This window comes from Microbacterium sp. SORGH_AS_0969, from assembly GCF_030818255.1.
Classification (GTDB): domain Bacteria; phylum Actinomycetota; class Actinomycetes; order Actinomycetales; family Microbacteriaceae; genus Microbacterium.
The window spans coordinates 3,225,479-3,246,983 of the sequence record NZ_JAUTAG010000001.1 but is presented as its reverse complement, the minus strand read 5'-3'; the positions used below and the strand labels follow the sequence as shown (position 1 = coordinate 3,246,983).

The following is a 21,505-nucleotide window of genomic DNA, read 5'->3' as shown; positions in this document are numbered from 1 at the left end:
TCTCGTGCCCGCAGGGTCTCGCGCGCAAGGGTCGCGTGCCCTAGGTTCGAGGAATGGATGCCACGAACCCGCTGATGCCTGCCGCATACGACCTGGTGTGGTCGGGGCTGGCCGTGGTGGTGCTCGGTCTCGCCGTCTGGGCCATCGTCAGCCTGTGCAGCAGCGCGGGGCGGCTGTCGTCGACGGCGGTGCTGATGTGGGCGATCGTGATCCTCGCCGTCCCCGTGCTCGGCCCGGTGTCGTGGCTGGCGGCAGGGCGCCGGGCGGGCTTGTCGCGAACCTGAGGGTGTTGCGCGCGGGCCGGTGGCTTCGACAGGCTCAGCCACCTCCCTCGGGCGGGGGCGTGTGACGGTGGCTTTGACAGGCTCAGCCACCTCCCTCGGCGTGAGCCCGAGGCCTCCGGGCGTGACCCGAGGCCGCTGAGCGCGGGCCGAGGTCCCTGAGCTCGTCGAAGGGACCGGGACGCAGTGATGGCCGCCACCCCTCGGGGCGGCGGCCATCTCGGCATCCGGGATCAGGCGAACCAGATCGCGAGCTCGCGCTCCGCGGACTCGACGCTGTCGCTGCCGTGGACGAGGTTCTGCTGCACCTTCAGGCCCCAGTCGCGGCCGAAGTCGCCGCGGATCGTGCCGGGCGCGGCGGTGGTGGGGTCGGTGGTTCCGGCGAGCGAACGGAAGCCCTCGATCACGCGGTTGCCCGCGAGACGGATGGCGACCGAGGGGCCGGAGAGCATGAACTCGAGGAGCGGCTCGTAGAACGGCTTGCCCTCGTGCTCGGCGTAGTGCTGGGCGAGGCGCTCACGGTCGGGCTCGACCAGGCGGATGTCGACGAGGGCGTAGCCCTTCGCCTCGATACGCGCGAGGATCGCGCCGGTCAGGCCGCGGGCGACGCCGTCGGGCTTGACCAGGACGAGGGTCTCTTCGGTGGCCATGGGTCATTCTCCGTTCGAGAGGTCGGGGGAAGCGGCCCGCCGGGCGTTCTGCCGGTCGAGGGCCGCTCCCTTGATCGTCGCATACGCCCACATGCCGCCGAAAATGAGGGCGACGACGGCGAGGGCCGGAACGAGGAATCCGCCGAGGAGAAGGAGCGCCTGAAGTGCCCAGCCGACCCCCACGGCCTTGCGGTGGCGGAGGAGGCCGGCGACGACGACCATGGCGACGGCCATCACGACGCCGCCGACGATCCCCCACCACGGTTCGATACCGAACGGCAGCACCTTGAGTCCGTAGACGACGAGACCACCGAGGAAGACGATGATCGACTCGAAGCCGAGCACGACGGCACCGAGCGATTCGAGGGCACCGCGCTGGCGACGCGCGCGAGGCTCCCGGGGACTCACGCCTGCCACCCCGACTTCCAGTCCTCGTGCTCCGACAAACGCAGCGCTTCGCCCGCGAGGACGACGGAGCCCGCGATGACGACGGCGCGACGGTCGGACTCGGCCGCCCACGCCCGTGCCGCGTCGGCGGCGTCCTCGAGCGTCGGGTGCACGGTGACCGGCAGGTCGGCCGCTTCGGCCACGTCGGCGATCGTGTCGGGATCGGTGGCGCGGTCGCTGTCGGGAGCGGTGGCGAACACACGCGCGACGGCCGGCACGAGTGCGGACATGATGCCGACGGCATCCTTTCCATCCAGGATGCCGATGACCGCCCCCCACTCGTCGATGTCGAACGACTCGTCGAGGGCGGTGACCAGGGCGCGGGCGCCGTGCGGGTTGTGTGCGGCGTCGACGAAGACCGTGGGCGCCGTGCCGATGAGCTGCAGGCGTCCGGGCGAGGTCGCGGTGCCGAGACCGTCGGCGATCACGTCGGCGGCGAGGGCCTGGGTCCCGCCGCCGATGAGCGACTCGACCGCCGCGACCGCCAGGGCCGCGTTGGCGCCCTGGTGCGCGCCGTAAAGCGGCAGGTAGACCTCGCGGTAGGTTCCCGCGACGCCGCGGATGTCGAGCTGCTGTCCCCCGACGGCGAGGGTCTGCCCCTCGAGGGCGAACCCGTCACCCGCGATCGAAACCGTCGCGCCCTCCTTCTCGGCGCGTTGGCGTATGGCGCGCAGCGCGTCGGGAGGCTGCGGAGCCGAGACGACGGCCGCGCCGGGCTTGATGATTCCCGCCTTCACCGTGGCGATCTCCGCGACGGTCGAGCCGAGTCGGTCGACGTGGTCGATGTCGATCGGCGTGAACACCGCGACGTCGCCGTCGGCGGTATTGGTCGAGTCCCACTCACCGCCCATGCCGACCTCGAGCACGAGCACGTCGATCGGCGCGTCGGCGGCGACGACGAACGCGAGCACCGTGAGCAGCTCGAAGAAGGTCAGCGGAGCGTCGTCAGATGCCGTGAGCTCGGCATCCACCATGTCGACGAACGGCTGGATCTCGTCCCACGCGTCGGCGATCGCGGCGTCCCCGACCGGCTCGCCGTCGATGAGGATGCGCTCGGTGAAGCGCTCGAGGTGCGGGCTGGTGAACAGGCCGGTCCGCAGGCCCATCGCGCGCAGCAGGCTCTCGATCATGCGGCTCGTCGAGGTCTTGCCGTTCGTGCCGGTGACGTGGATCACGCGGTACGTGCGCTGCGGGTCGTCGAGCAGCTCGAGCACGCGACGCGTGCGCTCGACGCGCGGCTGCACCCACTGCTCACCCTGGCGTTCCAGCAGAGCCGCGTAGACGGCATCGGCGCGGGTGCGGTCGCTCATGCGGGTACTCCGATCCGCGCGACGGCGACCGTGACGGCGCCGACGTTCGCGTAGGTCTTGGCGGCGATTCGCGTCTCGTACTCGGCGGGCAGGGCGGAGCCGCGCTCGACGAGTCGCTCCTCGGGCCCGGCGAGCACGACCGCCTCTGCGAGGGTCTCGGATGCCACACCCGCGATGTCGAACGCCTCGGCGACGGCCCGGGCATCGGCGTCCTCGACGAAGGTCAGCGACAGGAAGATCCGGTCGCTCACGTCGAAGCCGGCGGCCTTGCGGGTGTCCTGGATGCCGCGGATCATGTCGCGCGCCAGGCCCTCGGCCTCGAGCTCGGGCGTGGTGACGGTGTCGAGGAGGACGAAGCCGCCCGAGGTCAGCACCGCGAGCGCTTCACCCTCCGGACGCCCGGCGGTCTCGACGACGAGGTCGTACTCCGTGGGCTCCAGCGGGATGCCGCCGGCGACGACCTGCCCGTCGACCTCGCTCCAGTCGCCCTCGCGGGCGGCCTTGATCGCCTGCTGCACCTGCTTGCCGAGGCGGGGTCCGGCGGCGCGTGCGTTGACCGACAGACGGTGCGTGATGCCGTACTCGGCGGCCGTGCCGTCCTGGAGGGCGACCTGCTCGACGCTCTTGACGTTCAGTTCCTCGCGGAGGATTTCGTCGAACTGCGCCAGGCCGGCGGCATCCGGGGTCACCACCGTCAGACGCGGGAGCGGCAGGCGCACGCGCTTGCCCTCCTTCTTGCGCAGGGCGTTGGCGACGCTCGAGACCTCGCGGACGGTGTCCATCGCGGTGCGGATGTCTTCCGCCGCGGGGAACGCCGAGGCGTCGGGCCAGTCGGTCAGGTGGACGCTGCGTCCGCCCGTCAGTCCCTGCCAGACGCGCTCGGAGACGAGCGGGATGAGCGGAGCGGCAACGCGCGTGAGGGTCTCGAGCACCGTGTACAGCGTGTCGAAGGCCTCGCGGCTGGTCGGGTCGTCGGTCACGCCCACCCAGAAGCGGTCGCGCGAGCGGCGGATGTACCAGTTGGTCAGCACCTCCGCGAAGTCGCGTAGACGCTCGGCCGCGGTCGTGGAGTCGAGGCCTTCGAGGTCGGCGGCCACGTTCTTCACGAGGTCGCCCGTGAGCGCGAGGATGTACCGGTCGAGCACGTCGGTCGAGTCGGTGCGCCACTCGGCGGTGTAGCCAACGGCCGAGGTCCCTGAGCTTGTCGAAGGGCCCGGTACCCCCGCGGCCCCGGGGCCGGAGGCTTCGACAGGCTCAGCCACCGGCGCCGCTGACGCAGCCCCCGCTGAGCCTGTCGAAGCGTTCGCGTAGGTCGCGAAGAAGTACCACGCGTTCCACAGCGGCAGCAGGAACTCGCGCACGCCCGAGCGGATTCCCTCCTCGGTCACGACGAGGTTGCCACCCCGCAGCACGCTCGACGACATGAGGAACCACCGCATGGCATCCGAGCCGTCGCGATCGAAGACCTCGCGCACGTCGGGGTAGTTGCGCAGCGACTTCGACATCTTCTGCCCGTCGTTGCCGAGCACGATGCCATGGCACGACACGCCCGTGTACGCCGGGCGGTCGAACAGTGCGGTCGAGAGCACGTGCATGACGTAGAACCAACCGCGGGTCTGCCCGATGTACTCGACGATGAAGTCGGCGGGGGCGTGCTCGTCGAACCACTCGTGGTTCTCGAACGGGTAGTGCACCTGCGCGAACGGCATCGAGCCCGAGTCGAACCACACGTCGAGCACGTCCTCGATGCGGCGCATCGTCGACTTACCCGTCGGGTCGTCGGGGTTCGGACGCGTCAGGTCGTCGATGTAGGGACGGTGAAGGTCGACCTCGCCGTCGGCGTTCACCGGCAGGCGGCCGAAGTCGGCCTCCATATCGGCGAGCGATCCGTAGACATCGACGCGCGGGTGGTTCGGGTCGTCGCTCTTCCACACCGGGATCGGCGAGCCCCAGTAGCGGTTGCGGCTGATGGACCAGTCGCGGGCCCCCTCGAGCCACTTGCCGAACTGGCCCTCCTTGACGTTCTCGGGCACCCAGGTGATCCGCTGGTTGTTCGCCAGCAGATCGTCTTTGAACTCGGTCACGCGCACGAACCAGCTCGACACGGCCTTGTAGATGAGGGGGTTCCGGCAGCGCCAGCAGTGCGGGTACGAGTGCTCGTACGACGCCTCGCGCAAGAGGCGGCCGCCCTGCTTCAGCAGACGGATGAGCGGCCGATTGGCCTCCATCCAGAGCTCCCCGGCGACGTCGGTCACGGCCGACAGGAAACGGCCGCCGTCGTCGAGCGAGATGATCGTCGGCAGGCCCGCGGCATCCGCGAGGCGCTTGTCGTCCTCACCGTAGGCGGGGGCCTGGTGCACGATGCCCGTGCCGTCGCTGACGGTGACGTAGTCGTCGACGAGGATTCTCCAGGCGTCCTGCGTGCCCCACACCGACGCGTCGGCGTAGTAGTCGAAGAGGCGGTCGTACGAGACGCCCTCGAGCTCAGCGCCCAGGACCGTCGTCTGCACGGCCGCGCGGGCGGCATCCGCACTCTCGTACCCGAGATCCTTCGCGTAGTTCGGCAGCAGATCCTCGGCGAGCAGGTAGCGGTGCGCGACGGCCTCGAACGCCTCGTCGGGGGTGCCGTCGGGGGTCGTGTGCACGTCGGCCGCGCCGTTCGGGCCGCCCTCGATGACGGCATACCGGATGCCGGGACCCACCGCGAGCGCGAGGTTCGTCGGGAGGGTCCACGGGGTCGTCGTCCACGCGAGGGCACGGACGCCGGTGAGACCCAGCGCCTCGGCCTTCGCCCCGACGAGCGGGAACGTCACGGTGACGGAGGGGTCCTGCCGCATCTTGTAGACGTCGTCGTCCATGCGCAGCTCGTGCGTCGACAGGGGCGTCTCGTCGCGCCAGCAATACGGCAGCACGCGGTAGCCCTCGTATGCGAGACCTTTGTCGTGCAGGGTCTTGAACGCCCAGAGGACGCTCTCCATGTAGGACGTGTCGAGCGTCTTGTAGCCGCGTTCGAAGTCGACCCAGCGCGCCTGGCGGGTGACGTAGTCCTGCCACTCGCGCGTGTACTCGAGCACCGATTCGCGCGCCTTCGCGTTGAAGGTCGCGACGCCCATGCGCTCGATCTCGTCCTTCTCGGTGATGCCGAGCTGCTTCATGGCCTCGAGCTCGGCCGGGAGGCCGTGGGTGTCCCAGCCGAAGACGCGGTCGACCTTCTTGCCGCGCATCGTCTGGAAGCGCGGGAAGACGTCCTTGGCGTACCCGGTGAGCAGGTGCCCGTAGTGCGGGAGGCCGTTGGCGAAGGGCGGGCCGTCGTAGAAGACCCACTCCTCGGCGCCCTCGCGGTTCGCGATCGAGGCGCGGAAGGTGTCGTCGGCCGCCCAGAACGCGAGGGTGTCGCGCTCGATGTCCGGGAAGCGCGGGCTGGGAACGACGGATGCCGTGCCCGCGGCGCTGGCGTCAGCTGCGGGGCCGAAGGATGAGGGGCGAGGGTAGGTCATGTCTCTCCGCGGGTCGAGGTCTCCTCGCCGGGACGATCCGTCGGGACCGCGGTACCACCCTGCGTTGTGTCGGACCCTTCGACAGGCTCAGGGACCGACACCGCTCTCACTGCGGCTGTGACGGGCCTGCCCCGCGCGGTTCTAGTCCGGGCCATGACCCGTTTCTTCCGCGAGCTCCCCGGTGATGGCCGGATCGGTGCTGATCCCCCCATTCTACGCGCTCGTCCCGCTCCCCGCTGCGCCCCGCCGCTCCCCCGTCGAGTGTCCAGGAAACGCCGTTATGCCGGAGAGAGTTGCGGCGTTTCCTGGACACTCAACGCCCGGTCGGCGGGGCGGCGGGTGCGGACGAGGAGGCGGCGAGGAGCTCCTGCGTGAAGGGATGCCGCGGCTCGGCGAAGACGCACGGCACGGGGCCCGACTCGACGACACGGCCGTCCTTCATCACGAGCACGTCGTCGGCGATGCCCGCCACGACGTCGAGGTCGTGCGTGATGAACACCATCGCGAGATCGCGCTCGCGCTGGAGAGCGCGAAGGCGGTCAAGGATCCGCGCGCGCACGGTGGCGTCGAGTGCCGAGACCGGCTCGTCGAGGACGAGGAGGTCGGGATCCGTGGCCAGCGCGCGAGCGATCGCGACCCGCTGCCGTTGTCCGCCCGACAGCTGCGCCGGCAGTCGTCGCCCGAAGCCGGCACCCAGACCGACCTCGTGCAGCAGCGCATCGACTTCCGCGCGGCGGCGCGGACGTGGGACCCCGGCCGCAGCGACCGCCTCCCCCACCGTTCGGGCGACGCTCCAGCGCGGATCGAGCGCACCCCAGGGGTTCTGCTGCACGAGCTGTACGCGGCGCCGAGCAGCACCGCGCGCGGCGTGGGGCGACCAGGGGCGTCCGTCGAACGTCAGGGTTCCGGCATCCGGTTCGCTCACTCCGACGATGAGTCGGGCGAGCGTCGTCTTGCCCGATCCGGATTCGCCGACGACCGCGAGGGTGCGCCCACGGTGCAGCGTGAAGCTGACGTCGTCGACCGCGAGGCGGTCGCCGAAGCTCTTGCGCAGTCCCTTCCCGGCCATCAGCGGTGCGTCGAATCGCGGGGCGCGGTGCAGGAGCTCGTGGTGCGTCGCCTCGACGAGCGCGCGGGTCTGCGGATCGCGAGGGTCGGAGAGCACCCGGGCGGTCTCCCCCGCCTCGACCACGCGACCGTCGTGCAGGACGATCACGCGATCGGCCACCCGGCGGACGGCCGCGAGGTCGTGACTGATGAACACCACCGCGACACCGGCGTCGGCGATTCGCCGCAACTGGTCGAGCACGCGCGCCTGGACCGTGGCATCCAGGGCCGTCGTCGGTTCGTCGGCGATGAGGATCGCGGGATCCGCCGCGAGGGCCGAGGCGAGGAGCGCGCGTTGGCGGAGGCCTCCCGACAGCTCGTGGGGATACTGACGTGCGCGCCGGTCGGGCTCGGGCAGCGCCACGCGCTCCAGCACCCCGCGGACGCGCGTGCGGAGCGCCTCCCCGCGGACGGCGGGTTCATGGATGCGCAGGGGCTCGGCCACCTCGGCGCCGATGCGCCGCAGCGGGTCGAGCGAGACGAGGGCGTCCTGCGAGACGAGGGCGATCCGGCGCCCGCGGAGCCTGCGCCACCGCCGTTCGTCGAGGCCGCGTGCGTCGACACCATCGACCTCGAGGGCGGCGGCGCTCCACGACAGGGTCCGCGGCAGCAGACCGAGCAGCGCCGCGGCGGTCAGCGACTTGCCGGTGCCGGATTCGCCGACGATCGCCAGGCACTCCCCCGGCACCACGTCGAGGTCGAGCCCACGGACGAGCGGCGTTCGCCCCGCGGCGATCCGGAGGTCACGCACCCTCAGCCCACTCATGCGCCCCGCTCCTCGGCCCCGGCCCGCAGGATGCGCCCGATCACGCTGACGCTGATGACGGTCGTGGTGATCGCCAGCCCGGGGAACACGGCGACCCAGGGCGCCTGCAGCAGCAGGTTGCGTCCGGCCGAGAGCATCAACCCCCATTCCGGCGTGGGTTCGGTCGGCCCCAGCCCGAGGAAGCTCAGCCCCGCCGCGGCGAGGATGCTCGTGCCGATGCCGATCGTGGCCAGCACGCTCACGGCGCCCAGGACGCCAGGCAGCACGTGGCGGATGTGCACGACGACGGCGGAGACGCCGACGATCCGTGCGGCCTCGACGTGCTCGGCGGCCGCGAGCGTGCGCGTCTGCGCGCGCGCGAGGCGGATGTAGACCGGAATGGCGGCGATCGTCACGGCCACCGCGACGTTGACCGGGCCCGGCCCCAGGACCGCGACGACGAGGAGCGCGACGAGGAACTCGGGGAACGCGAGCAGCACATCGACGACGCGCATGGCGGCGGCATCCACGATCCTCGGCGAGACGGCGGCGAGAGACCCGGCCACGATCCCGACGACGAAAGCCAGCGCGGTGGCGAGGAGCCCCGTACCGACCGAGCGGCCCGTCCCGTAGACGACGCGCGAGTACACATCGCGCCCGCTCTGGTCCGTGCCGAACCAGTGCGCCGCACTCGGCGGCTGAAGAGCCGCACGGACGTCGGTGACCAGCGGGTCGTGCGTCGCGAGCAGGCCGGGGGCGACAGCCGCGAGGGCGATGACGGCGAGCACCCCGCCGGCGAGGCCGAGCGCGAGGGTCCGCCCGCCGGAACGCGTGCGCTTCGGCGCATCCACCACCGTCATGCGGGCACCCCCGCCCGCACCCGGATCGCCGCGGACGCGCCACGGAGCCGGGGGTCGAGCAGCGGCACGACGAGGTCGACGATCGTGTTCACGATGACGAAGACGAGCGCGCTCAGCAGGATCACGCCCGTGATGACGGGCAGGTCGCGGTCGGTGATCGCCGTGAGCGTCACTCGTCCGATGCCGGGGCGGGCGAACACCGTCTCCACGAGGACGGCGCCCCCGAGGAGCGAGCCGACGAGGTACGCCGCGAGCGTCACGGCGCCTACGCCCGCGTGACGCAGGGTGTGGTGCACGCTCTCGCGGAGGGGGGAGGCTCCACGTGCTCGCACGGTGACGAGGAACGGTTCGCGTTCCGCTGCCTGCACCCCGTCGCGCAGAACCTGCGCGAGCAGAGCCGCGACCGGCAAGGCCAGAGTGACGGCAGGCAGGACGATCGCCGACGGGTCGCGCGCCCCCGACACCGGGAACCAGCCGAGCTGGAACGAGAACACGCTCAGCAGCACGAGCCCCGTCCAGAACACCGGCGACGACAGCACGACGAGTTCGAGACCGGATGCCACGACCCGGCCTGTCCGTCCGCGGACGAGCAGGGCGGATGCCAGGGCCAGGACGAGCGCGATCCCCAACGCGAGGGCCGAGAGCTGCAGGGTGGGGCCGAGCTGGCGCCCGATGACCTCGCTCACGGGCAGTCGCAACTGGTACGACTCCCCCAGGTCACCGCGCGCGAGTCGACCGAGGAACGCGCCGTACTGCTCGAGCACCGGGCGGTCGAGTCCGAGCTCCGCGCGGATCCCGTCCTTGACCGCGTCGCTGACCTGCGCCTGCGGGCCGAGCATGACCTCGACCGGATCGCCGGGGATGATCCGGAACGCGACGAACGCGACGGTGGCCGCTCCCCACAGCACCAGGACGACGGATGCCACGATCCCGCCGATGCGCGAGAGGATCGCGCGGGTGCGAGAGCGTGGCATCCGTGGTCCGTGGTGTGCGGGCGATCAGCCGACCGAGGCGGTCGCGAACAGCGGACGACCGTAGAGGTCGAAGGTCAGGCCCGACACCTTCGGGGTGACGGTGCTGATCAGGGCGGGGCTGTACAGCGGGACGATCGCGGCGTGCTGCGCGTTCCACTGCTGCACCTGCGCGTAGATGGCGTTCCGCGCGGCCTGATCGGTCGTCGAGGCGCCCTCCTCGAGCAGGGCGTCGAGCGCGGGATCGCTGACCTGCGAGGCATTCTGGAAGCCGTCGGTGGCGAGGTGGCTCCGCAGCAGGTCGGGGTCGACGCCCGAGAAGCCCCAGTCGGTCAGATCGAACGTCTTCGGACCGTACTGCTCGTTGTACGCGCCGGGTTCCAGCACCTCGCGCTGCAGGTCGAAACCGACCGCCTTGAGGTCGCTCTGGATCGCGTTCGCGAGCGCCGCGCGGTCGTCCGGGACCGGAGTCCACGCGATCCACCGGGCGGTGAGACGCTGACCGTCCTTCGTGCGGATGCCGTCGGCATCCCGTCCCGTCCATCCGGAGGCGTCCAGAAGCGCGTTCGCCTCGGCGGGGTCGAAGGGCCAGGAGTTCTCGAGGCTCGCGTCGTAGCCGGGCGTCGTGGCGCCGAGGATGCTCCAGGCACGCGGATACTGCCCGAAGAAGATCTCCTGCACGGCGGTGTCGACGTCGATCGCGCGGCTGAAGGCCTGCCGCACGTTCTGGTCGGCGAACACGCCGTACTTCTCGTTCAGGTACAGCGAGTACGGCAGGCCCGGGTAGGCGATCGACTCGACGGTGTCATCGCCCGGAACCTGCGAAACGAGGTTCGGCGGGAGGTTCGTGACGACGTCGGCCTGGCCGCTCGACAGCGCGCCGAGGCGCACCGAGGCCTCGGGGAGGATGTCGACGCGGAGCGTCTTGAACGCCGGCTTTCCGCCGCCGTCGGGGCCCCACGTGTAGTCGTCGTTGCGGGTGTACACGATGTCCTGATCGGGCGTGTACTCGGTCAGCTCGAAGGGGCCGGTGCCCACGTTCACCCCGGGACCGCCCGCCTTGAGCTGGTCGGCCTTCGCCGAGAGCACCGCGGGCGAGTAGAACCCGAGCAGAGCGGTGCTCGCGGCCTGCAGGAACGGCGCGTAGGGCTGCGAGAAGCGCACGCGGACGGTGTGCTCGTCGACGACATCGGTGCCCGCGTACAGGTCGCCGCCGAGCATCGACGCCGCCTGCGCCGACGCGGTCGCGGGGTCGACGATGCGATCGAAGTTCGCCTTCACCGCGGCGGCGTCGAACGGCGTGCCGTCGTGGAAGGTCACGTCGTCACGGAGGTGGAAGACGTAGGTCGCACCGCCGTCCTCGACCTCCCACGAGGTCGCGAGCCACGGCGAGAACGACCCGTCGGCCTCCTGGAACACGAGCGAGTCGAGGACCGCGCGCTGCACCATGGCCGACACGTCGAGCTGGCTGGTCTGCGGGTCCATGTGCCCCGCCGAGAGGTTCGCTCCCTCGATCGCCCAGACGATCTCGCCGTCTCCTTCGGCGGCGGGGTCGGAACCCGCGCACGACGCGAGGGACAGGGCAGCGACCGCGGCGACGGCGACCGTCGACAGGACGCGGCGGGCGAGCCGCCCACGGGAAGGCACAGAAGGCATGGAGCGACCTCGGAGTTCTCGATGGGGAACCTCCAGACTACCGGTGTTCCTGGACCCGGTGCGAAAACCCGTGGTGGGAAGGATGGCACGCAGATCCGGAAATGGTCGTTGGCTCCGGACGCAGCGCGCGAATGCATCCGGATCCGGCTCCGATGCCGGATCTGCGCGCCGCGCTCTCGCGTGCGACTCCCCCGGTATCCTGGATGCCATACCCATCAGGCACGCTCACACAGTGCCGCCCATATCGCTCGAGGAGTACCCCCATGGCCACGATTCCCGACAAGCCCGCCCTGGAAGGCCTCGAGCAGAAGTGGGACGCCGCGTGGAACGAGCGCGGCACGTACGTCTTCGATCGCCTTCGCGCCGCCGAACTCGGCCGCCAGGGGGTGTACTCGGTCGACACCCCGCCGCCGACGGCATCCGGAAGCCTCCACATCGGCCACGTGTTCTCGTTCACGCACACCGACGTGAAGGTGCGCTTCGAGCGCATGCGCGGCAAGACCGTGTTCTACCCGATGGGCTGGGACGACAACGGCCTGCCCACCGAACGCCGCGTGCAGAACTACTACGGCGTGCGCTGCGACCCCTCGCTCCCCTACGACCCCGACTTCACGCCCCCGTTCGCGGGTGGTGACAACAAGAGCAGCAAGGCCGCCGACCAGGTGCCCATCAGCCGCCGCAACTTCATCGAGCTGTGCGAGCAGCTGACGGTCGAAGACGAGAAGCAGTTCGAAGACCTCTTCCGCGAACTGGGTCTGAGCGTCGACTGGACGCAGACCTACCGCACGATCTCCGACGACTCGATCCGCACGAGTCAGCTCGCGTTCCTGCGCAACATCGAGCGCAGCGAGGCCTACCAGGCGCTCGCGCCGACGCTGTGGGACGTGGACTTCCGCTCCGCGATCGCCCAGGCCGAGCTCGAGGACCGCGACCAGCCCGCCGCCTACCACCGCGTGGGCTTCGCCAAGACCGACGGCTCGGGCGACGTGTTCATCGAGACCACCCGCCCCGAGCTGCTCCCCGCCTGCGTGGCGCTGGTGGCCAACCCCGACGACGAGCGCTACCAGCCGCTCTTCGGCACGACCGTGCGCACCCCTCTGTTCGACGTCGAGGTGCCCGTGCTCGCCCACCCGCTCGCGCAGAAGGACAAGGGGTCGGGCATCGCCATGATCTGCACCTTCGGCGACGTGACCGACATCATCTGGTGGCGCGAGCTCGACCTCCCCAACCGCACGATCATCGGCAAGGATGGCCGGATCGTCGCCGACGCTCCGGATGTGATCGTGACGGATGCCGCGAAGGCGGCCTACGACGAGCTCGCGGGCAAGACGGTGTTCAGCGCCAAGAAGCGCATCGTCGAGCTGCTGCAGGAGTCCGGCGCCATGGAGGGCGCCCCGAAGCCCTTCACGCACCCCGTGAAGTTCTTCGAGAAGGGCGACCGGCCCCTCGAGATCGTGTCGACGCGGCAGTGGTACATCCGCAACGGGGCTCGGGATGCCGAGCTGCGCGAGCGTCTGATCTCTCTCGGTCGCGAGATGTCGTGGCATCCGGACTTCATGCGCGTGCGCTTCGAGAACTGGACCAACGGGCTCACCGGCGACTGGCTCGTGTCGCGCCAGCGCTTCTTCGGCGTGCCGATCCCGGTCTGGTATGGCCTCGACGAGAACGGAGAGCGCGACTACGCGCGCGTGCTGACGCCCGACCTCGCCTCGCTCCCCGTCGACCCGACGACCGACGTGCCCCCGGGCTACACCGAAGACCAGCGCGGCGTTCCGGGCGGTTTCGACGCCGAGCGCGACATTCTCGACACGTGGGCGACCTCGTCGCTGACCCCGCAGCTGGCCGGTGGCTGGCAGCGCGACGAGGAGCTGTGGAACCTCGTGGCGCCGTTCGACCTTCGCCCGCAGGGTCAGGACATCATCCGCACGTGGCTCTTCTCCACGATGCTGCGCAGCGCCCTGGAAGACGACCGCGCCCCGTGGACGGATGCCGCGATCTCGGGCTTCATCGTCGATCCCGACCGCAAGAAGATGTCGAAGTCGAAGGGCAACGTGGTCACGCCCGCCGACATCCTGAAGCAGCACGGCTCCGACGCCGTGCGCTACTGGTCGGCATCCAGCCGCCTCGGCACCGACGCGGCCTTCGACCCGCAGAACCCGACGCAGGTGAAGATCGGCCGTCGCCTCGCGATCAAGCTGCTGAACGCGGCGAAGTTCGTGCTGTCGTTCCCCGTGCCCGAGGGCGCTCAGGTGACGCACGCGCTCGACGCGTCGATGCTCGCGACCCTGGATACCGTGGTGCGCGACGCGACCGCCGCCTTCGAAGCGTACGACCACGCGCGGGCTCTCGAGATCACCGAGTCGTTCTTCTGGACGTTCTGCGACGACTACCTCGAGCTCGTGAAGGAGCGCGCCTACGACCAGACCGACGTGGGGCAGGCCTCCGCGGCTCTCGCGCTGCGCACGGCCCTGTCGACGCTCGTGCGCCTGTTCGCGCCCGTGCTGTCGTTCGCGTCCGAAGAGGTGTGGTCGTGGTTCGAGGAGGGGTCGGTGCACACCGCCGCATGGCCCGAACCGCTCGGCATCGAGGGCGACCCGGCCGTGCTGACCGCTGTGAGCGCTGCACTCATCGGCATCCGTCGCGCCAAGACCGAGGCGAAGGCCTCGCAGAAGACGCCGGTGACGTCGCTGACCGTGTCGGGCCCGCACGTCGAAGCCCTGCGCCTCGCCGAAGGCGACCTGCGCGCGGTGGGCCGCATCGAGACGATCGCCTTCGCCGAAGGTGAGACCACCGCCGTCACCGACATCGTGTTCGCACCCCAGGAGGACTGATGCAGCTCGGAACCCGTTGGACCGCCCGCGAAGAGCCGCCGAAGGCTGTTCCCGAGGTGCTCCACGCGCAGATCGCCGCGGTCGAGGAAGCTCTCAACCCCGACGGGCTCAGCGCCCCCGCGCCGCGGTGGACGCTGACCTTCCTCGAAGGTCGTCCGGTCGCCGAGCTCGACACCGGCGTCATCGTGACGCAGGATGCCGCGGGCGAGGTCGTCGTGCGCTACGACGAGGGCGACGAGTTCGCCTGAGGTCGGCGCCCAGGCTGTCCACGCGCGGGTTGATCCACGCACCGGCTGGTCTCCCCACCGGGAGTTCCCCCCACCGGCCGGTCAGCGCACGCGGAGGGTGAACTCGGCCTCGGCGACGAGCGAACGTCCGTTGTCGCGGGCGGTGCCGCGCGCGCGGTCCATCGACAGACGCGTCGCGCGCGCCAGCATGCGGGCGTGGGCGAAGCGTGCAAGGGCATGGGAGAGCGCGAGCAGCGCTCGATCGAATGTCGTGGGGGCGAGCGCGCGAGGGGCGGTCGGCAGCGGGGTCGTGAACGTCGTCATGATGTGGGTCCTTCGGCGGGCAGGGGGAAGACGTCGGCGCGCATCGTGACGACGCGGAGGCCTTCGCCGGTTTGATCGCGGTAACGGGAAACGGTCCTCGGAGATGACCGCTTGAAGCCGGTCGGCGAGCTCCGCCATCTGAGCGACCGTGAGGCGCGCGCTGGCGGTGGAGATGAGGCTCTTGTCGAGCCACTGTTCGTCTTCGTCCCAGCCGTGCGTGACGAAGGTCATGAGCTGCTGCTGTCGCAACGTGAGTGTCTCGGAGTGCACCGCCTCCATGACGGCGCGGCCGGTCGGCGTTGACGCCATCTCGGGATTGACGAGGGTGACGGCTCCGGCGGGCCGCTCCCACCACCGCTCGCGAGCGGTGCCGCGTCCCGGGACCTCACGGATCAGGTCCTGGCGCGCAAGCGCCCTCAGGTGGTAGCTCGTCGCTCCCGTCGACTCGCCGGTGAGCGACGCCAGCCCGCTTGCTGTCTGAGGCCCGTACTGGCTGAGCAGATCGTAGAGGCGGACGCGCAGGGGGTGCGCGAGGGCACGAAGTGCACCCGCGTCGAGGACGCGCCCTTCGGGACGCGGGTCGGTTGTCATGAATACAAAGATATCTTTGCAACTGGAATTATGCAAACTTTTCTTTGCATACGCTCGGTCGTCGCGTGACTACGCTGGACGGATGACGGATGCCGTGACCAATCCCCTCCTCTCACCGCCCGCTCTCCCCTACGACCTGCCGCCGTACGGTAGCATCCGCGTCGAGCACTACCTGCCCGCGTTCCGCGAGGCTTTCGCCGAGCATCGGCGCGAAGTGGAGGCGATCACCTCGCAGGAGGACGCCCCGACGTTCGAGAACACTCTCGTCGCCCTCGAGCGCAGCGGCGCGCTGCTCGACCGCATCGCCCGCACGTTCTACACGGTGTCGTCGGCGGACGGCACGGCCGAGATCCAGGCCGTCGAGGAAGAGCTCGCGCCGCTCATGGCCGCCCACAGTGACGCCATCCAGCTGGACGCGACCCTCTTCGCCCGCATCTCGGCCCTCCACGCGCAGCTCGACGAGCTGGGTCTGGATGCCGAGAGCCGCTACCTCGTCGAGCGTCACCACCGCGAGATGTCGCTGGCCGGCGCCGGTCTCGGTGATGCGCAGAAAGTGCGGCTCACCGACCTCAACCAGCGCCTCTCGGTGCTCACGACGACGTTCGAGAAGAACCTCCTCGCCGACACGAACGATCTCGCCGTCGTGTTCGACGACGTCGCCGAGCTCGACGGTCTCAGCGAGGGCGAGCTGTCGGCCGCGGCGCAGGCCGCCACCGCCCGCGGGCTCGACGGTCGGTATGTCGTCACCCTCACCCTCTACACCGGTCACCCGTACCTCGCGTCCCTCGCCAACCGCGAGAGCCGACGCCGTCTCCTCGAAGCCTCGCGCGCACGCGGTACGCGCGGCAACGGGCACGACAACCAGGGCGTGCTTCGCGAGATCGTGCGCCTGCGTGCCGAGCGCGCCGCGCTCCTGGGTTACCCGTCCCACGCCGCCGCGGTGCTCGCCGATCAGACGGCCGGCTCCCCCGGCGCCGTGCACGATCTCCTGCGCCGTCTCGCCGTGCCCGCCGCGGCGAACGCCCGGTCAGAGCAGGCCGCGCTCCAGCGCATCGCCGATGCCGACGGCATCCGGATCGAGGCGCACGACTGGGCCTTTTACACCGAGAAGGTGCGCGCAGCCGAGTACGACCTCGATCGCGCGGCGCTGCGCCCCTGGTTCGAGGCCGAGCGCGTGCTGCGCGACGGCGTGTTCTTCGCGGCCGCGCAGCTGTACGGCGTGACGATCACCGAACGTCACGATCTGCAGGGCTACCACCCCGACGTGCGCGTCTTCGAGGTGCACAACGCCAACGGCAGCGAGCTCGGACTGTTCCTGCTCGACCTGTACACGCGCGATTCCAAGCGCGGCGGCGCCTGGATGAACTCGATCGTCACGCAGTCGGCCCTGCGGGGGACGGCTCCCGTCGTCGTCAACAACCTGAACGTCAACAAACCGGCACCGGGCACACCCACGCTGCTGACGCTCGACGAGGTCACGACGCTCTTCCACGAGTTCGGTCACGCCCTGCACGGTCTGTTCGCCACGGTGACCTACCCGCATTTCGCGGGCACCGCGGTGCACCGCGATTTCGTCGAGTTCCCGAGCCAGGTCAACGAGATGTGGATCCTCTGGCCCGAGATCCTGACGAACTACGCCCGTCACATCGACACCGATGAGCCTCTGCCCACGGACGTCGTCGAAAGGCTGCACGCGTCGGAAGCGTTCAACCAGGGTTTCGCGACGAGCGAGTACCTCGCGGCATCCTGGATCGATCAGGCGTGGCACGGCCTCTCGGTCGAAGAGGCGGCGTCCGAGATCGACGTCCGGACGTTCGAAGCCGAGGCGCTCGCCGATATCGGCCTCGACAACCCCGCCGTCCCCACCCGCTACGCCTCGACTTACTTCGCACACGTGTTCTCGGGCGGATACAGCGCGGGGTACTACTCGTACATCTGGAGCGAGGTTCTCGACGCCGACACGGTCGAGTGGTTCCGCGAGAACGGTGCCCTGTCACGCGCGAACGGCGACCGCTTCCGCGAGCGTCTCCTCGGTGTCGGCGGCTCGGCCGATCCGCTCGCCGCCTACCGCGACTTCCGGGGCCGGGATGCCGAGATCCAGCCTCTGCTCGAGCGTCGAGGGCTCTCGGGCTGAGCGCCGGGCGCTCGAACAGCGCGTCTCGAAGGCGCCGCGCGGGCGGGTGACTCGAAACCGTGCGGTGAAGCGATGGGCGTCGATGCGGAGTCCGTCGTTGGGCGATCGCCTGCAGGTTCGTGCTACGGCATCGCCTGGGTGATGAGGGTGGGGGTGGCCGTCTGGGGCCGCCGGTGCGGCCGATTGCTCAGTGAGCGGGGCGTGTCCTGCGCCGGACGTGGGAGTGCCCCACAGAAGGTGGCACGCGCGTGCATACAGGTGCGCGTACGAGCGCGGCGGTGCGTGCTCGTACGCGCCGTGGCCGTGGCCGTGGCCGTGGCTGTGGGCGTTGCGGTAGGGGCGCGCTGGGCGTTTCGGCGCGGGGTACTAGGGCCTGCCTGACGAAGGGTCCGTCGATGCCAGACTTTCCCAGTGAGTATCTCGCAGCACCTTCCGCCGTCGTCAGCTCGTGAACCGGCTGACGGGGGTGTTCGTCGACCGTGGTGGAACGTCGGGGTAGCTATCGCTGCCTGGTTCGGGTTGTGGGCGCTGACTCCCGGACTACTGAGCAATGGGATCGGTCACCTCATCACCGACAATCTGGCCGGAGCCATCGCTATCGAAACCGGGGTGGCGCTGGCGGTAGTCGCTGCTCTCCTGCTCACGCACAGGCGTTTCAATAGCGTGCTGTTCGCGCGGTCGTGGTCGCTATGGCTGTATGCACTTCCGGTGGTGCTGGCGATCGCGTTGCCGTTCCACTACGACCTGATCCTTCCCGTGCTGCTGTACATGGTGTGGATGATGGTGTCCGTGTTCTGGCAGGACTATCTGACGTTCGGACTCCTGCAGAGCTACCTGGGTGAGCGACTGCCCGCCTTGACGGCGATCGTGCTGAGCGCTGCGATCTTCTGGCTCGGACACGTTCTGTTCATCCCTGAACGGTTTGGACTCGGAAACTGGCTTCCGAGTATGGCGATCCTTGCGCTCGGCGTCACGCTCGCTTCGCTGCGGGTCGGGCTGAAGACCTTGCACCTGATCCTCGCGCTGCATCTGTCGTTCTACTTTCTGTTCGCCTGATCCGCGCCGAGCCTCGAGAAAGTGAATCCAGGAGACGACCCCGTTGAGGACAATCGCAGCACGGTAAATCACGGCGTGATTGCCTGGAGTCGACGATTGTCGTGTCCGCCGCCCCGGATGTGAGGCGGTGTTCCGGGCTGGCTCGGCGCTCGGCTGAGAGATCGCGACGCTGATCGGCTCGGTGGGCGGAGGACTGACGTCAGACGGACGCGGTTCGTACACCTGCGTGCTCCCACTGTCAGACACACCCTAGGCGCGGGCTGGCGGTGGGGCCGTAGGCTTTGCGGTTCGGGCGGGCTGGGCGCGAGCTTCCGGCGGCGGGCGCAGGGTGGTGCACCGCACGAGTAGGCGTGGGCGCGCGGCGCAAGTAGGCGTGGGCGCCGCGGGTGCGTGCGCGCGGGTCCCTGGCGGCCGTGCTCCAGGTCGGGTTGAGGGATGGTGCGCGGTCAACCGCCCCGCCGGGAGTTGGGTTAGAACGGGGCGTGGTCGTGGTCGGGTGGGGGTGGGTCGTCGGGGAGGAATCTCACGGCGGGTGAGTATGGGAGGGGTTCGTCGCGGTAGGTGCGGCCGGTGGGGCTGGTCCATTCGAGGATTCCGTCGGGGAGTTGTCTGACGCTCCAGCGGGTGAACTGCTTTTGCGTGTGGTGTCGTTGGCAGAGGTGGCTGAGGTTGCGGACGTCGGTGGCGCCGCCGAGGGCGTAGTCGAGGGTGTGGTCGACCTCGGAGCGGATGGCGGGGACGGTGCATCCGGGCCAGCGGCAGTGGCGGTCGCGGGCGCGAAGGTACCGATCGATGGCGGTGGTGCGCTGGTAGGTGTCGGTGTGGAGGACGGCGCCGGTGATCGGGTGCGTGATGACGCGGTCCCAGGGGACGGCGGTCGACTCGGCGAGGGTGCGGGCGGTGTCGGCGTCGATGGGGCCGTGTCCGATGAGTTCTGCGGGTTCGGTGTTCTCGTGCTGCGGGTCGAGCATGGTCAGCGCGGGCACGACGACCTGGACACGGCCGCGGATCGCGCCGAGGGTGCCGGGGCCGTCATCGACGCGGGTGGGGTCGGCGTCGGGGGCGGCGGTGAGAAGGAGGTCGGCGAGGATGTCGGCGCGTACCTGCGCGGTGGTGCGCTCATCCGTGGCCGACGTCGGAGTATCGCCGCGCGCATCGATCAGCGTGCGCGCCTGTTGGGTGAGGCGGTCGTAGATGCCGACGGCGAGGATGGTGGGGAGGGTGGCGATCAGGTCGGACATTCCGTCGTGCCCTGTGACGACGCGTACGCAGCGGGTGTCGCGGCCCCGCTGGTGGCGTTCGGTGATCGTCGTCGGCTGCAGGCTCTCGGCGAGCGCTGCCAGGCGGGTGCGCAACCGCCCCGGGCTGAGCCCGTCGGCGGTGGCGACTGCCAGGGTGTCGAACTCGGCGCGGACCTCGGTGGGCAGGGGCGTTCCAACTTCGAGGATCGTCTGCACATGAGCGCGGGTGATCGTGCCCCGCTCCCACGCCGAGAGGGTGATGGGGTAGTCGTCGACCAGGGTCATGGCGCGGCTGATCTGCATCTGCAGGGACCGATCGGACACGTGCTCGGCCGCCGCGATCTCCGACGCAACCTCGCGCAATGCCATCTCCGCGGCCCGCGAGGACGAGGGCCTTTCGGCCATCACATCCCGCGCGAGATGCCCCGCCTCCGCTAGGGCGCGGGTGCGCGCCACCTCCGCGGCGGCGAACGCGGCACCCGTGCGGAGCACCTCGCCGAGCACCGCGGACAGGGCCCGCGGGCCACTGTCCGGTGGTGTCGACGAGGTACCCGTATGCATGTGTGCATGCTAGCGAGGGGGTCCGACATCGACGGGGGCTCGGGAGCCCCGGTGGGGATCGATCCGGATATTGCTCCGATGTGCAGAAGGGATCCCCGGGCGACGGTGTGCGCTTCACGGGATGGCGGGCGAGGGATCGCCGGCATCGGGTGGCGGGAGCGGGGCCGTCGGGGTGGGCTGTCCGCGTTGGGGGTGGTCGGCGTCGATGGCCGCGCCCGCCGAACTGCCGCGGCATCCATAAACGCTGTTGGCGCGCAGAAACGCGTGGAGAGCGCGTTTATGTGAGTGAACGGCGTTTATGCGGCGCCGGTCCCTGCTCGAGGCCCCGCCCGCCCGAGGCCCCCGTCCGCCCGTGCGCTCGCCCGTCCGTCGCTCAGGTGTCTGGCTGTGTCGTGTCCGGCGCGGGCGCATTCCGTCCACCGCGGCATCCATAAACGCTGTTCACGCACAGAAACGCGTGGACAGCGTGTTTCCGGGCATGGATGGCGTTTACCGGTGAGGTGGAGGGGCGTGAGAGCTCCCCCGGCACGCCCTAACGCCAGCCGAGCACCTCGCGCACGAAGGCCTGCGAAGCCGGGGCTCCGTCATTCGGAATGCCGTGCATCGGCTCGCGCGACACCACGCTCGCGGATGCCTCGACGCGGTCCAGAGCCGCCTTCAGCAGCGGAGCCGCGTCATTCGACGACGTCCAGCCTCGGACGCTCACGTGCGCGAAGATCACCACCTCCGAGCCCTGCTCGTGAGGACGCGCACTGGCGACGACCACCGTCGACGTGGCGTGCCGCCAGAGGCCCGGCACCACCGTCAGACCCGCACCACCGTCAGAAGCGTGTCCGACAGCGTGGCATCCACGAATCCGGTGTTCCACGACGGATCCGGGTGTCCGATGCGCACGGCCTGCGCGATCCACTCCGAATCGCGCTCCCGGAGCGCCCAGGCCACACGCGATCGTCCCCGAGGTCGAAACGCTCCGCGCGCAGGGCGTCGAGCGCGAGGGACAGTGCAACCTCCGGCGT

17 protein-coding genes are annotated in these 21,505 nt (G+C 70.1%); 5 read left to right on the top strand and 12 right to left on the bottom strand.

Features of this window, described 5'->3' with window-relative positions; genetic code table 11:
* The first annotated feature begins 53 nt into the window (after window positions 1-53).
* Complete coding sequence (locus tag QE388_RS15215) at window positions 54-284, top strand: PLD nuclease N-terminal domain-containing protein (protein WP_275797606.1); 231 nt, start codon at window positions 54-56, stop codon at window positions 282-284.
* Window positions 285-514: 230 nt separating this feature from the next.
* Here QE388_RS15215 and ndk read toward each other — a convergent pair whose 3' ends face one another.
* From ndk to QE388_RS15175, 8 genes are all read right to left on the bottom strand, one after another.
* Window positions 515-931 (bottom strand): nucleoside-diphosphate kinase, encoded by a 417-nt coding sequence (gene ndk, locus QE388_RS15210; protein ID WP_058596268.1) that lies wholly within the window; start codon window positions 929-931, stop codon window positions 515-517.
* 3 nt (window positions 932-934) lie between these two features.
* Window positions 935-1,348, bottom strand: a complete 414-nt coding sequence (locus QE388_RS15205) for a DUF4233 domain-containing protein (protein WP_307386186.1) — start codon at window positions 1,346-1,348, stop codon at window positions 935-937.
* Entirely contained in the window at window positions 1,336-2,688 is a 1,353-nt protein-coding gene (locus tag QE388_RS15200; protein ID WP_307386185.1) for a folylpolyglutamate synthase/dihydrofolate synthase family protein, read from the bottom strand. Before QE388_RS15200 ends, QE388_RS15205 begins: the two co-directional genes overlap by 13 nt.
* Window positions 2,685-6,185: an isoleucine--tRNA ligase gene (ileS, locus tag QE388_RS15195; RefSeq protein WP_307386183.1), complete on the bottom strand. Its 3,501-nt coding sequence runs from the start codon at window positions 6,183-6,185 to the stop codon at window positions 2,685-2,687. Before ileS ends, QE388_RS15200 begins: the two co-directional genes overlap by 4 nt.
* A gap of 313 nt (window positions 6,186-6,498) precedes the next feature.
* Window positions 6,499-8,058, bottom strand: coding sequence for an ABC transporter ATP-binding protein (locus QE388_RS15190; protein WP_307386181.1), 1,560 nt, complete (start codon window positions 8,056-8,058; stop codon window positions 6,499-6,501).
* Entirely contained in the window at window positions 8,055-8,897 is an 843-nt protein-coding gene (locus QE388_RS15185) for an ABC transporter permease (protein WP_307386178.1), read from the bottom strand. The genes QE388_RS15190 and QE388_RS15185 overlap by 4 nt, the downstream gene beginning before the upstream one ends.
* On the bottom strand, window positions 8,894-9,871 hold the full coding sequence (locus QE388_RS15180) for an ABC transporter permease (RefSeq protein WP_307386176.1): 978 nt from the start codon (window positions 9,869-9,871) through the stop codon (window positions 8,894-8,896). Before QE388_RS15180 ends, QE388_RS15185 begins: the two co-directional genes overlap by 4 nt.
* 24 nt (window positions 9,872-9,895) lie before the next feature.
* Window positions 9,896-11,524, bottom strand: coding sequence for an ABC transporter substrate-binding protein (locus QE388_RS15175; protein ID WP_307386174.1), 1,629 nt, complete (start codon window positions 11,522-11,524; stop codon window positions 9,896-9,898).
* 263 nt (window positions 11,525-11,787) lie between these two features.
* Here QE388_RS15175 and valS point away from each other — a divergent pair, with 263 nt between their 5' ends.
* Window positions 11,788-14,355: a valine--tRNA ligase gene (valS, locus tag QE388_RS15170; protein WP_307386172.1), complete on the top strand. Its 2,568-nt coding sequence runs from the start codon at window positions 11,788-11,790 to the stop codon at window positions 14,353-14,355.
* Entirely contained in the window at window positions 14,355-14,603 is a 249-nt protein-coding gene (locus QE388_RS15165) for a hypothetical protein (RefSeq protein WP_058626675.1), read from the top strand. Before valS ends, QE388_RS15165 begins: the two co-directional genes overlap by 1 nt.
* Before the next feature lie 81 nt (window positions 14,604-14,684).
* On the opposite strand, the gene QE388_RS15160 is transcribed toward QE388_RS15165, so the two are convergent.
* Entirely contained in the window at window positions 14,685-15,497 is an 813-nt protein-coding gene (locus QE388_RS15160; RefSeq protein WP_307386169.1) for a helix-turn-helix domain-containing protein, read from the bottom strand.
* A gap of 82 nt (window positions 15,498-15,579) precedes the next feature.
* On the opposite strand from QE388_RS15160, the gene QE388_RS15155 reads away from it, so the two are divergent.
* Entirely contained in the window at window positions 15,580-17,631 is a 2,052-nt protein-coding gene (locus QE388_RS15155; protein WP_307386167.1) for a M3 family metallopeptidase, read from the top strand.
* Window positions 17,632-18,042: 411 nt separating this feature from the next.
* Window positions 18,043-18,687: a hypothetical protein gene (locus QE388_RS15150; RefSeq protein WP_307386165.1), complete on the top strand. Its 645-nt coding sequence runs from the start codon at window positions 18,043-18,045 to the stop codon at window positions 18,685-18,687.
* A gap of 470 nt (window positions 18,688-19,157) precedes the next feature.
* On the opposite strand, the gene QE388_RS15145 is transcribed toward QE388_RS15150, so the two are convergent.
* The 3 genes from QE388_RS15145 to QE388_RS15135 all read right to left on the bottom strand — a co-directional run bounded on the left by QE388_RS15145 (window position 19,158) and on the right by QE388_RS15135 (window position 21,431).
* Window positions 19,158-20,489, bottom strand: a complete 1,332-nt coding sequence (locus QE388_RS15145) for an HNH endonuclease signature motif containing protein (RefSeq protein WP_307386163.1) — start codon at window positions 20,487-20,489, stop codon at window positions 19,158-19,160.
* 532 nt (window positions 20,490-21,021) lie between these two features.
* Entirely contained in the window at window positions 21,022-21,291 is a 270-nt protein-coding gene (locus QE388_RS15140) for a hypothetical protein (RefSeq protein ID WP_307386161.1), read from the bottom strand.
* A 2-nt stretch (window positions 21,292-21,293) separates the two neighbouring features.
* The gene (locus QE388_RS15135) at window positions 21,294-21,431 is read right to left on the bottom strand and encodes a hypothetical protein (protein WP_307386159.1); all 138 of its coding nucleotides are present in this window, start codon (window positions 21,429-21,431) and stop codon (window positions 21,294-21,296) included.
* Window positions 21,432-21,505: the final 74 nt, after the last annotated feature.